This is a genomic window from Mycobacterium sp. ITM-2016-00317, assembly GCF_002968295.1.
Lineage (GTDB): Bacteria > Actinomycetota > Actinomycetes > Mycobacteriales > Mycobacteriaceae > Mycobacterium.
Map to the genome: position 1 here is coordinate 2966207 of NZ_CP134399.1, position 12631 is coordinate 2978837.

The following is a 12631-nucleotide window of genomic DNA, read 5'->3' on the forward strand; positions in this document are numbered from 1 at the left end:
GGATGCTGCACGTGCTGTTCGCGGTCCTCGCGCCCCTGCTCGCCGTCGTGCTGCAGGCGGCGCCCGCGCAGGCCCAGCCCGGCGTTCTCGTCTTCCCCGGTATGGAGATCCACCAGGACACCGTGCTGTGCACGCTGGGCTACGTCGATCCGCACACCCGGATCGGCTACACCGCGGGCCACTGCCGCGCGTCGGGCACCGTCTCCGACAAGTTCGGCACCATGATCGGCACCCAGGGCACGTTCCGCGACAACACCCCGGACGGCATGACGGTCGACACCAATCACCAGATCACCGACTGGGAGGTGATCCATCTCGCCCCGCACGTCGCGGTCAACAACGTGCTGCCCGGCGGCAAGGTGCTGGTCACCGATTCCGCGGTGCAGCCCATGCGCGGCATGCCGGTGTGTCACTTCGGCGTGGTCACCGGCGAGAGCTGCGGCACCATCGAGTCGGTGAACAACGGCTGGTTCACCATGACCAACGGCGTGGTCAGCCGCAAGGGCGACTCCGGCGGCCCGGTCTACACCCCGACCCCCGACGGGCGCACCGTGCTGATCGGGCTGTTCAACAGCACCTGGGGCACGCTGCCCGCCGCCATCTCGTGGGAGGTGGCCAGCCAGCAGGCCCAGGCGGACACCGTGTCGGCGGCCTCGGCGACCGTCACGCCCGCCAACTAGCGGAGCTCGAACACCGGGATCGACGGCGCGGCCGCGCGCAACTCATCGGCGGTCGACTCGGGGGTGAGACCCCCGACGTGGCCTTTGACCTGCCAGAACCACCGGTCCAGGTAACGCTTGAGCAGTTCGGGCTTCGCATCGTCGTCGACCTCGACCAGGGCATGGGTGTGCGACCGCCACCGCGGTCCGGTCTGCACCTGCCCGGCCGCACGGGCGTTGCGCGCCCACTGTGTGTTGCCCCGCGGGGAGACCAGGTAGCGCCGGCCGTCGATGGTCATCAGGTTGACCACCACCCCGCGCAGCCGGCCGGAGGTGCGGCCGGCAACCCGGATCGCGGTGCTGCCCTGGATGCTGATCCCGGCCTCGGCGAGGCGACGGACGACGGTGTTGAACATGCGGGCCCCCGGCCCGGGGGCGTCGTAGCGGACTGTCATCTGTTCTTCTCCGTTCTGGCGGTTTAAAGAGAGAGCACCGCTCTCTCTTTTTAGGATGCCACACTGACCGGCGTGGGCAAGCGACAGGACGCCAGGGACCGCCTCGAGCGCCGGATCGTCGAACTCGGACGCGCACGGCTGGCGACCGACGGCGCGGCGGGACTGTCGCTGCGTGCGATCGCCCGCGACCTCGGCATGGTGTCCTCCGCGGTCTATCGATACGTCGCGAGTCGGGACGAACTGCTCACCCTGCTGCTGGTCGACGCCTACACCGAGCTCGCCGATTCCGTCGAGCAGGCCCGCGACGCAGCGAGTGGGGGATGGCGGCACCAGCTGACGGCGATGGCGCGGGCCGCGCGGGAATGGGCGGTGCAGCGGCCGGCCGTCTGGGCGCTGCTCTACGGCAGCCCGGTCCCCGGCTATCGCGCGCCGCGCGACGAGACCGTCGGGCCCGGCACCCGCGTGGTCGGGGCGTTGCTGGAGGTGGTTTGCGCGGGCGTCGCCGCCGGTGACATCCCTTCGCCGGGCGATGCTGCACCGCAACCGCTTTCGGCGGACTTCGACGGCCTGCGCAAGGAGTTCGGGGTCGCGCTCGACGACGCCGTGATGGCCAGAAGCATGGTTTTATGGGCGACGCTGGTCGGCGCGATCAGCCTCGAGGTGTTCGGCCAGTACGGGCCGGACACGTTCTCCGAGCCCTCGGCGCTGTTCGACGCCCAGGTGGCGCTGCTGTCCGATCTGCTCGAACAGCGCGCTCCGGGTCAGAACAACTGAGTGCCGGCGGGCCCGACGACGAACCCGTGCTCGCCGTACTGCCGGTCGGGCGGGTCGGGTGTGTCGGCGGACCATGACGCGGGCTTGGCCGCCAGGCAGGCCAGGGTGGCCGCGTCCGGCACGGCGCACACCACACCGTTGCCTGTGTCCATCCGGGCACCGACGGGCAACAGCAGACGGTCGCCCTCGACCGGACCGGGATCGGGTTCGCGCAGCGCAGCAGGTCTGGTCAGTGACACGCCGACCGAGACGAGCCCTTCGCAGAACACCCCGAGGTCGGGGATCAGACTGGACCGGCAGTGCAGGCCCGCCGGCGTCCGGAACTCCCACCCCGACAGGCTCGGATGCGCCCCGTAGACCGCGTACGGCCCCGGGTCGACGGCGGGATAGGCGCTGACGTCGGGGAACTCGGCGGGAACCTCGGTCGGCTCCGCGTGAGCGACGCCCGCGCCGAGCAGCAGGGCCGGGATCGCGGCCAGAATCGTGAGGCGCATACCGGGATTATCGCGTCGGGCCGCCCGTCTGTTAGCCCGTCGAATAGAACACGTTCTAGCTTGTCCGCACTGCTGGCGATATCCTCTCAGGGATGCTTGACCAGACACCTGTCCAGATTGCCTGGGTGACCGACGACCTCGCCGCCACCGAGACGGCGCTGACGTCGCTCCTGGGTGCCCGGACCTGGGTGCGCATGCCCGGAGTGCATTTCGGTCCGGACACCTGCACCTACCGCGGCAGGCCCGCCGACCACGTCGCCGACATCTCGCTGAGCTACGCCGGTGACACCCAACTCGAGGTCATCTCCCCGGTCAGCGGGCAGAGCATCTACCGGGAGTTCCTCGACCGGTGCGGACCCGGACTGCACCACGTGTGCCGGGCGTTCGACGCTGCGGGCTTCGACGACGCGGTGGCCCGGGCCGACATCGTCATGGCAGGCACGATGCCGGGCGGCATGAGGTTCGCCTATGCAAGCGCGGCGGACGCGGGAGTACCGTTCATCGAATTCGCTCACGTGCCAACGGAAATTCAGGCGCTTTTCGACCACATCAAACAGGAGCAGCAGAAGTGAGCATGCAGCACATCCCGGACACCGTGCCCGTCGGCGACGTCACGTCCTGGTCCGACGAGGCCGACGTCGTGGTCATCGGGTTCGGCATCGCGGGCGGGTGCGCCGCCGTCAGCGCCGCCGCGGCCGGCGCCCGCGTCCTGGTGCTGGAGAAGGCCGCCGCAGCCGGCGGCACCACCTCGATGGCCGGCGGTCACTTCTACCTCGGTGGCGGCACCGCGGTGCAACAGGCCACCGGGCACGAGGACAGTGCCGAGGAGATGTACAAGTACCTGGTGTCGCAGTCGCGCGACCCCGAGCACGACAAGATCCGGGCCTACTGCGAAGGCAGCGTCGAGCACTTCAATTGGCTTGAGGGCCTTGGCTTCCAATTCGAACGCAGCTACTACCCGGGCAAGGTCGTGGTGCCCCCGGGCACCGAGGGGCTGTCCTACACCGGCAACGAGAAGGTGTGGCCGTTCTGCGACCAGGCCAGGCCCGCTCCGCGCGGGCACTCGGTGCCGGTGCCCGGGGAGCTCGGCGGCGCCTCGATGGTCATCGACCTGCTGCTCAAGCGTGCCGCCGAGCTCGGGGTGCAGATCCGCTACGAGACCGGGGCGACCGCGCTGGTCACCGGCGACGACGGCGCGGTCGTCGGGGTGCGGTGGAAGCACTTCACCGAAACCGGTGAGGTGAAGGCGAAGTCGGTGATCATCGCCGCGGGCGGGTTCGCGATGAACGCCGAGATGGTGGCCGAGTACACCCCCGCGCTCGGCCAGGAACGCAAGACCAAACACCACGGCACCGTCGCGCCGTACATCCTGGGCAACCCCAACGACGACGGTCTCGGGATCAAACTCGGTGTCTCGGCCGGCGGGGTGGCCGCGAACCTGGACCAGTTGTTCATCACCGCGGCGGCCTACCCGCCCGAGATCCTGCTCACCGGGATCATCGTGAACAAGAACGGCGACCGGTTCGTCGCCGAGGACTCCTACCATTCGCGCACATCGGCTTTCGTGCTCGAACAGCCCGAGCAGACGGCGTACCTGATCGTCGACGAGGCGCACATGCAGATGCCGGAGATGCCGCTGATCAAGTTCCTCGACGGCTACGAGTCCATCGAGGAACTGGAGAAGGAGCTCGGCATCCCGGCGGGCCGGGTCGCCGCGACGCTGGAGCGTTACAACGCCAACGCGGCGCAGGGCGTCGACCCCGACTTCCACAAACAGCCGGAATACGTTGCGCCGCAGGACACCGGCCCGTGGGCGGTGTTCGACCTGTCGCTGGGCCGGGCGATGTACTCCGGGTTCACCATGGGCGGGTTGACGGTGTCGATCGACGGCGAGGTGCTGCGCGCGGAGGGCACCGCGATCCCCGGCCTGTACGCCGCCGGCGCGTGCGCGTGCAACATCGCCCAGGACGGCAAGGGATACGCGAGCGGCACCCAGCTCGGCGAGGGTTCCTTTTTCGGCAGGCGGGCGGGAGAGCACGCCGCGCGGCGCGCTCCTAGGTCGGCTGGGGCTCCAGCTCGCTGAGTTCCCACCGGCCGTCGCCGAGCAGTTTCAGCTCCCGGGTGTGGTGCTGCTCGACGGTGCTGCGGTGGCTGACGCTGACCAGAATCGTGTCGGGCAGCTCGGCGCGGACCAGTTGGTAGAGCATCAGTTCCAGCCCCTCGTCGAGTGCCGACGTCGACTCGTCGAGGAACACCGCCCGGGGTTTGGTCAGCAGGATCCGGGCGAACGCGATGCGTTGCTGCTCGCCGGGGGAGAGCACCTTGGCCCAGTCCTGCTCCTCGTCGAGCCGGTTGACCAGATGGGGCAGCGCGACCCGGTTGAGCACGTCGCGCAGCGCCGCGTCGTCGACGTCCTCGGCGTTGTTCGGGTAAGCCACTACCGTGCGCAGATCACCCAGCGGCACGTACGGCAGCTGGGACAGGAACATCGTCTGGTTGGTGTCCATCGGGTACTTGATCGTGCCCGACGCGTACGGCCACAGCTTGCCGAGGCTGCGCAGCAGCGTCGTCTTCCCGCTGCCGGACGGTCCGGTGATCATCAGCGCGTCACCCGGTTCCAGAGTGAGGTCGAGCGGACTCACCAGCTGCTTGCCGTCGGGAGTGTGGACCTCGACGTCGTCGATTTCGACGCTCCCGTCGCGGGATTCCTCACAGGCCACACACGGCAGGGCCCGGCCTTCTTCGTTGGCGATCACCAGGCCGTACAGACGGATGATCGCCGCCCGGTAGCCGGCGAAGTCGTCATACGCGTTACGGAAGAACGACAGGCCCGACAGGATCGCGCGGAAGGCGGCGCCCGTCTGGGACAGCTGACCCAGCGTGATCTCGCCGTTGTAGAAGCGGGAGAACTGCACGATGTACGGGATCAGCTCCTGCGCCTGGGTGATCGACAGGTTCCAGCCCAGGAAACCGGCCATCCGGTTCACGTACTTCTTGTAGTTCTCGACGATCGGCCGGAACCGGCGGCGGAGCCCGGTGCGCTCGGCGAGCTCGCCGCGGTAGAACGCCACCGCCTCGGACGCGTCGCGCAACCGCACCAGCGCGTAGCGGAACGCCGCGTTGAACTTCTCGTTGTTGAACGACAGACCGATGATCGGCCGGCCGATCCAGAACGCGATCACGGTGGCGAACAGGATGTAGAGGATGCCGATCCAGAACATCGCCTTGGGCAGCTCGAAGCCGACGAACGGCAGGGTCACCGGTCCCGACAGATTCCACAGAATCAGGGTGAACGAGATCATCGAGGCGATCGACGACACGGCACCGAACAGCAGAGTGGAGCCCGAGGTGTTGTTCGGCCGGTTCGGCAGCGGACCGACACCGGTGGTGAAAATGTCGATGTCGGTCTGGATGCGCTGGTCGGGGTTGTCGATGGTCGAGTCGATGAACCGCGCCCGGTAGTACGCCTTGCCGTCGAGCCAGTCGCCGGTCAGTTGATCGGTGAGCCAGGTGCGCCAGCGCAGCATGAACCGCTGGGTGACCAGCAGGTCGATCATGATCAACGACACGTTCAGCACCGCCAGGATCGCGAACACCCACATCGACAGCCAGAATCCGTCAGCCCCGGACTGCCGGACCGCGTCGTCGCCGGAACTCAACCCGCCCGCGATGACCTGGAAGCCGGTCATCATGTCGCTGCCCTGGTAGGTGAACAGCACCGACAAGCGCACGCTGGTCATCACCAGCAGCAGCATCCCGGCCAGCCACAGCCAGACCACCACACTCTCGGGGCCGGTGAAGTAGCCGCGGGTGATGCGCCAGAACTGATGACCCCACGTGGTGAACCGCACGAGGAGGAACAGGACCACCATCGTGGCGACCGCTGCGTACGCCCAGCCCTGGGCGACCCACCACAGCGAGGTCCACAGCTCATTGCCCCAGTCGCGAGTCGGGGTGAACGTTTCCATTCGGGCAAGGTACCCCGGCGACCTGGCTACGGGGTCGCGGCGTGGCGTTGCGGGTCGTCGAGTCGCTCCAGCCGCCATTCGCCGCCGCCGATGAGCTCCAGGCGCCGGTGGTGGAACGGCGCGACGGAGGTGCGGTGACTGACGCTGACCACGATGGTCCGGGGCAGTTCTGCGCGCAGCAACTGGTACAGCGTCTGCTCCAGCCCCTCGTCCATCGCCGAGGTCGACTCGTCGAGGAACACCGTCCTGGGCCGGGCCAGCAGGATGCGTGCGAACGCGATGCGCTGCTGCTCGCCCACCGAGAGCACCCTGGCCCAGTCCTGCGTCTCGTTGAGCCGGATGACCAGGTTCGGCAGCGCGACGTCGAGCAGCGCCTTCTGGATGTGCCGGTCCTCGAACGTGCCCGACGGCTGGGGATAGGACACCACCGTGCGCAGGTCGCCGACGGGGAAGTAGGGCAGCTGCGGAACGAACATGGTCTCGTCGCGGCCCTCGGGCAGCAGCACCCGGCCCGACGCGTAGGGCCACATGCCGGCCAAGCTCTGCATGAGCACCGACTTGCCGATGCCTGACGGGCCCGTGATCACCAGCGCCTCACCGGTTTCCATCGACAGGTCGAGGGTGCGCACCAGCGGCGTGCCGTCGGGCCTGCGCACCTCGACCTTCTGGACCGCCAGCTCGCCGTTGCCGGAAAGCTCGGTGCTGACGTTGGTGAACGCGCCCGCGCGGGTGTTTTGGTCGACCAGGCCGTCGAGCCGGATGATCGCCGCGCGGTAGCTCGCGAACTGGTCGTAGGCGTTGCGGAAGAACGACAGCGAATCGTGGATGGCGCCGAACGCGTTGGACGACTGCCACACGTCGCCGAAGGTGAGACGCTGAGCGAACAGCCCCTGCGCCTGCACCAGCCAGGGCAGCGGGTTGATGGTCTGGCCCACCGACACGTTCCAGCCGAAGTACAGCATCATCCGGTTCAGCCAGCGGCGGTAGTTGTCCATCACCCCGTCCAGCCGGCCCTTGAGCACCGACCGCTCCGTCGGCTCGCCGCGGTACAGCCCGATCGCGGCGCCCGCGTCGCGCACCCGGACCAGCGCGTACCGAAAACCCGCGTTGCGCAACTCGTTCACATAACTGAGCCGGATCAGCGGACGTCCGATGACGAACGCGACGACCGTCGCGATGAGCACGTAGACGACGACGATCCAGAACAGCGCGCGCGGCAGCGTGAGCCCGCCGAGGGTGACCGGCTCGGACAGCCGCCACAGGATCGGGCCGAACGACAGCACCGACAGCACCGCCTCCACGGCGCCGAACAGCAGGGTGCTGCTCGAGTTGTAGATCGGGTTGTTCGGGGTGCCACCGACACCGGCGGTGAACACGTCGACGTCCTGCTGGATCCGCTGATCGGGGTTGTCGATCGGCCGGCCGGCGAACTGGGCGCGGTAGTAGGCGAGGTCGCCGAGCCAGTCGTCGATGAAGCGCCGGCCCAGCCAGATCCGCCACCGCATCATGAACCGCTGGGTGAGGTACATGTCGGCCAGTAGCCGGACCACGAAACACGCGGCCAGTACCGCGAACACCCGCATCGACGCCCAGAAGCCGGCGACGCCGCTGTCCATACCGCCCTGGAAGGCCACCTGAAGCGAGGTGAACAGATCGTTGATGTAGTAGGTCAGCAGCACGTTCAACCGCACCGAGATGATCACCGACAGCAACAGCAGCCCGAACAGCAACCAGACCAACCCGCTGCGCCTGCCGGTGAAGTACGCGCCCGTCACGCGCCAGAACTGGCGTCCCCACTCGGTGAACCGGCTCAACAACCCCAGGATCACCAGCAGAGCGACGGCGGCCACCGCAAACGTCGTGCCGATCCAGACCAGCGAATTGAAGAACTCGCGGCTCCAGTCGAGAGTCGGCCGGAACGTCTGAGCGTCAACCGTGTCCACCGCCGGGTGGCCCCCCTCCGCACGCGTTACGGTCTGCGGCGAAGTTACCGCAGGTTGGGGCGCGGCGGGGACACCCCACTATCCGAATGTCGTCCGCGGCGAGATCACCACCACGACGCACGAGGGGACGAACGAGGGTAAGCGGGCGCGTAACGTGATCGTGTGGCACGCACCTCCTCCAAGACTGACTCTGCGAAGACCGGCCGGATCTCCGGCCGATTCTGGAAGCTGCTCGGCGCCAGCACCGACAAGGACCAGGACCGCTCCATGTCGCTGGTCCGCAAGGCGGCCGACTTCGACTCCAAGGCCGCCGAACTCGACGAGGACCAACTCCGCAAGGCCGCCAAGCTGCTCGACCTCGGTGACCTCGCCGACGCCGCCGACATCCCGCAGTTCCTGGCGATCGCCCGCGAGGCCGCCGACCGCGCGATCGGCCTGCGGCCGTTCGACGTGCAGCTGCTCGGCGCACTGCGGATGCTGGCCGGCGACGTCGTCGAGATGGCCACCGGCGAGGGCAAGACGCTGTCCGGCGCGATCGCCGCGGCCGGTTACGCGCTCGCCGGGCGAAACGTGCACGTCATCACCATCAACGACTACCTGGCCCGGCGCGACGCCGAGTGGATGGGGCCGGTGATCGAGGCCATGGGGCTGAGCATCGGCTGGATCACCGCCGACTCCACCCCGGCCGAGCGCCGCGCCGCCTATGCCTGCGACATCACCTACGCCTCGGTCAACGAGATCGGCTTCGACGTGCTGCGCGATCAGCTGGTCACCGACGTCGCCGACCTGGTCTCGCCGAACCCGGACGTGGCGCTGATCGACGAGGCCGACTCGGTGCTCGTCGACGAGGCACTGGTCCCGCTGGTGCTGGCCGGGACCAGCCACCGCGAGACCCCGCGTCTGGAGCTGATCCGGCTGGTCGGCGAGCTCGACGAGAACGAGGACTACGCCACCGACACCGACAGCCGCAACGTGCACCTGACCGAGTCCGGCGCCCGCAAGGTGGAAGCGGCCCTCGGTGGGATCGACCTGTACTCCGAAGAACACGTCGCGACCACGCTCACCGAGATCAACGTGGCGTTGCACGCCCACGTGCTGCTGCAGCGCGACGTCCACTACATCGTGCGGGACGACGCGGTACACCTGATCAACGCCTCGCGCGGACGCATCGCGACGCTGCAGCGCTGGCCGGACGGACTGCAGGCCGCGGTGGAGGCCAAGGAGGGCATCGAGACCACCGAGACCGGCGAGGTGCTCGACACGATCACCGTGCAGGCACTCGTCAACCGGTACCCCCGGGTGTGCGGCATGACCGGCACCGCGCTGGCGGCCGGTGAACAGCTGCGGCAGTTCTACAAGCTCGGGGTCTCACCGATCCCGCCGAACAAGCCCAACATCCGCGAGGACGAGACCGACCGGGTGTACGTGACGATCGCGGCCAAGAACGACGCAGTCGTCGAGCACATCACCGAGATCCACCAGACCGGGCAGCCGGTGCTGGTCGGCACCCGGGACGTCGCCGAGTCCGAGGACCTGCACGCGAGGCTGGTCAAGGCCGGGGTGCCCGCCGTCGTGCTGAACGCCAAGAACGACGCCGAGGAAGCCTCCGTCATCGCCGAGGCCGGCAAGCTCGGTGCGGTCACCGTCTCCACCCAGATGGCCGGCCGCGGCACCGACATCCGGCTCGGCGGCTCCGACGAGTCCAGCCACGACCAGGTAACCGAGCTGGGTGGTCTGCACGTGATCGGCACCGGACGCCACCACACCGAACGCCTCGACAACCAGCTGCGCGGCCGCGCCGGCCGCCAGGGCGACCCCGGCACCTCGGTGTTCTTCTCCAGCTGGGAGGACGACCTGGTCGCGTCGCACCTGGAGGACAACAAGCTGCCACTGGAGTGCGACGAGAACGGCCGGGTGCTCAGCCCGAAGGCGGCGACCCTGCTCGAGCACGCCCAACGCGTCGCCGAGGGCCGGCTGCTCGACGTGCACTCCAACACCTGGCGCTACAACCAGCTGATCGCGCAGCAACGCGCGATCCTGGTGGAGCGGCGCGACACCCTGCTACGCACCGCGACGGCCCGCGACGAGATCGCCGAGCTGGCGCCGGAGCGCTACCAGGAGGTCAGCGCCCGCCTGGGCGACGACGCCGACGAGAAGCTGGAGAAGATCTGCCGGCTGATCATGCTCTACCACCTGGACCGGGCCTGGGCCGACCACCTGGCGTTCCTGGCCGATATCCGGGAGAGCATCCACCTGCGCGCGCTGGGCAGGCAGAACCCGCTCGACGAGTTCCACCGGATGGCCGTCGACGCGTTCGCGTCCCTGGCTGCCGACGCCATCGAGGCGGCTCAGCAGACCTTCGAGACCGCGCCGTCGATCGAGGACGAGCCCGGGGTCGACCTGTCCAAACTGGCCCGCCCGACGTCGACGTGGACCTACATGGTCCACGACAACCCGCTGGCCGACGACACCCTCTCGGCGCTGAGCCTGCCCGGGGTGTTCCGCTAGGTTTACCGGCATGGCCCGCACCTTCGGACAAGGGGATGCGGTGGCACCGCGCGACAAGGTGCTGACAGTGCCCAACGCGCTGTCGGTGATCCGCCTTGTGCTCGTCCCGGTGTTCCTCTACCTGATGCTGGTCGCCGACGCGACCGGCTGGGCGCTGGCCGTGCTGATCTTCAGCGGGCTGTCCGACTGGGCCGACGGCAAGATCGCCCGGCTCTACGCCAACCAGTCGTCCCGGCTCGGGGAGCTGCTGGACCCGGCCGTCGACCGCATCTACATGATCACCGTGCCGATCACGATGGCCGCGGTCGGCCTGCTGCCGTGGTGGTTCGTCGCAGCGCTGCTCGGCCGCGACGCCGTGCTGGCCGCCACCCTCCCGCTGCTGCGCAGCCGCGGGCTGTCGGCGCTGCCGGTCACCTACATCGGAAAGGCGGCGACGTTCGCGCTGATGGTCGGGCTCCCACTGGTGCTGGGCGGCCAGTTCGACGCCCAGTGGAGCCGGGTGGTGCTGGCGGCCGGCTGGGGCTTCCTGATCTGGGGCCTGGCGATGTATCTGTGGTCGGGCGTCCTGTACCTGATCCAGGTCAGGATGGTCATGCGCACGATGCCGCCGTCATGAGCACGATGGGGGGATTCGACTCCGGGCGCAACGCGGACAAGGCGGGCGCGCCCACGCGCATCCCGGTGCCGTCACTACTGCGGTCGCTGCTGACCGAACACCTCGACCCCGGCTACGCCGCCGCCGCACAGTCAGGCAGGCCGCGCCGGCGCGGCTCCGACGCGCTGTGGCAGGTGTTGGCGGCGGTCCTGGTGGCCACCGTCTTCGCGCTGGCCTGGGCGCAGGCCCGCGACACCGCACCCGGCGTGCGGGAAACCCAGCAGGTGCTGGCAGGTAGCGTCCGCTCGGCCGAGGCGGCCACCGATGCGGCTGCGGTCCGCCGCGCGGAACTGACCGACCGGGTCGACGCCGAACGGCGCAGCCGGCTGGAGGGCGACGCCACCGGGCGGCAACTGCTCGGCGAGCTCGACGTGGCCGACGGCGAGGCCGCGGCCACACCCGTGATCGGGCCGGGGCTGACCGTCACCGTCACCGACCCGGGGATGTCGCGCAATCTGACCGACGTGTCCAAACAGCGGGTCGAAGGCAGTAGGCAGGTCATCCTGGACCGGGACCTGCAGCTGGTGGTGAACTCGCTGTGGGCGAACGGGGCCGAGGCCATCTCCGTCGGCGGGGTGCGGATCGGCCCCAACGTGACGGTCCGCCAGGCCGGCGGCGGCATCCTCGTCGACAACCAGCCGGTATCCAGCCCGTATGCGATCCTCGCCGTGGGACCGCCGAGGGCCATGCAGGACGGCTTCGAGCGCAGCGCGGGCCTGCAACGGCTGCGGCTGCTGGAGACGTCCTACGGCGTCGGCGTCAACGTCACCGGCGGTGACGGGCTGGTGCTGCCCGCCGGGTCCGTCCGAGACATCAACTTCGCCAAACAGATTGGGCTCAAGTGATCGGCATCGTCGCTCTGGTCGTGGGCATCGCGCTCGGGGTGGTGTTCCACCCCGACGTGCCCGAGTTCGTCCAGCCCTACCTGCCGATCGCGGTGGTGGCCGCGCTCGACGCGGTGTTCGGGGGCCTGCGGGCCTACCTCGAGGGCATCTTCGACTCGAAGGTGTTCGTCGTGTCGTTCGTCTTCAACGTGCTGGTGGCCGCGCTGATCGTCTACGTCGGTGACCAACTCGGCGTCGGCACCCAGCTGTCGACGGCGATCATCGTCGTGCTCGGCATCCGGATCTTCGGCAATGCCGCGGCACTTCGGCGGCGGCTGTTCGGGGCCTGAG

The 12631-nt window shown here is 68.9% G+C and carries 12 protein-coding genes; 8 read left to right on the forward strand and 4 right to left on the reverse strand.

What is annotated here, in order from left to right; all coding sequences use genetic code 11:
* Positions 1-2 precede the first annotated feature (2 nt).
* Complete coding sequence (locus C6A87_RS14135; RefSeq protein ID WP_311117942.1) at positions 3-680, forward strand: hypothetical protein; 678 nt, start codon at positions 3-5, stop codon at positions 678-680.
* Here the strand turns inward: C6A87_RS14135 and C6A87_RS14140 are convergent.
* Positions 677-1114 (reverse strand): nitroreductase/quinone reductase family protein, encoded by a 438-nt coding sequence (locus tag C6A87_RS14140; protein ID WP_311117766.1) that lies wholly within the window; start codon positions 1112-1114, stop codon positions 677-679. The genes C6A87_RS14135 and C6A87_RS14140 overlap by 4 nt on opposite strands.
* Before the next feature lie 72 nt (positions 1115-1186).
* Between C6A87_RS14140 and C6A87_RS14145 the strand changes: the two genes are divergently transcribed.
* Positions 1187-1888: a TetR/AcrR family transcriptional regulator gene (locus C6A87_RS14145; RefSeq protein ID WP_311117767.1), complete on the forward strand. Its 702-nt coding sequence runs from the start codon at positions 1187-1189 to the stop codon at positions 1886-1888.
* Here the strand turns inward: C6A87_RS14145 and C6A87_RS14150 are convergent.
* Positions 1876-2382 carry a hypothetical protein gene (locus tag C6A87_RS14150; protein ID WP_311117768.1) on the reverse strand — a complete coding sequence of 169 codons (507 nt, stop codon included), beginning with the start codon at positions 2380-2382 and terminating at the stop codon, positions 1876-1878. The genes C6A87_RS14145 and C6A87_RS14150 overlap by 13 nt on opposite strands.
* A 92-nt stretch (positions 2383-2474) precedes the next feature.
* Here C6A87_RS14150 and C6A87_RS14155 point away from each other — a divergent pair, with 92 nt between their 5' ends.
* On the forward strand, positions 2475-2954 hold the full coding sequence (locus tag C6A87_RS14155; RefSeq protein WP_311117769.1) for a VOC family protein: 480 nt from the start codon (positions 2475-2477) through the stop codon (positions 2952-2954).
* A gap of 2 nt (positions 2955-2956) precedes the next feature.
* The gene (locus tag C6A87_RS14160) at positions 2957-4465 is read left to right on the forward strand and encodes an FAD-binding protein (RefSeq protein ID WP_311117943.1); all 1509 of its coding nucleotides are present in this window, start codon (positions 2957-2959) and stop codon (positions 4463-4465) included.
* Here the strand turns inward: C6A87_RS14160 and C6A87_RS14165 are convergent.
* Positions 4437-6350, reverse strand: coding sequence for an ABC transporter ATP-binding protein/permease (locus C6A87_RS14165; protein WP_311117770.1), 1914 nt, complete (start codon positions 6348-6350; stop codon positions 4437-4439). The two genes, C6A87_RS14160 and C6A87_RS14165, sit on opposite strands and share 29 nt — an antisense overlap.
* Positions 6351-6376: 26 nt before the next feature.
* A complete protein-coding gene (locus tag C6A87_RS14170; protein WP_311117771.1) occupies positions 6377-8293 on the reverse strand; it encodes an ABC transporter ATP-binding protein/permease in 1917 nt (638 codons plus the stop codon).
* A 162-nt stretch (positions 8294-8455) separates the two neighbouring features.
* Here C6A87_RS14170 and secA2 point away from each other — a divergent pair, with 162 nt between their 5' ends.
* The 4 genes from secA2 to C6A87_RS14190 are packed head-to-tail and all read left to right on the forward strand — an operon-like array spanning position 8456 to position 12630.
* Entirely contained in the window at positions 8456-10801 is a 2346-nt protein-coding gene (gene secA2, locus C6A87_RS14175) for an accessory Sec system translocase SecA2 (protein ID WP_311117772.1), read from the forward strand.
* Between the two features lie 10 nt (positions 10802-10811).
* Positions 10812-11417 carry a CDP-alcohol phosphatidyltransferase family protein gene (locus C6A87_RS14180; protein WP_311117773.1) on the forward strand — a complete coding sequence of 202 codons (606 nt, stop codon included), beginning with the start codon at positions 10812-10814 and terminating at the stop codon, positions 11415-11417.
* A complete protein-coding gene (locus tag C6A87_RS14185) occupies positions 11414-12301 on the forward strand; it encodes a DUF881 domain-containing protein (RefSeq protein ID WP_311117774.1) in 888 nt (295 codons plus the stop codon). Before C6A87_RS14180 ends, C6A87_RS14185 begins: the two co-directional genes overlap by 4 nt.
* The gene (locus C6A87_RS14190; RefSeq protein ID WP_311117775.1) at positions 12298-12630 is read left to right on the forward strand and encodes a DUF1290 domain-containing protein; all 333 of its coding nucleotides are present in this window, start codon (positions 12298-12300) and stop codon (positions 12628-12630) included. The genes C6A87_RS14185 and C6A87_RS14190 overlap by 4 nt, the downstream gene beginning before the upstream one ends.
* The last annotated feature ends 1 nt before the right edge of the window (position 12631 follow it).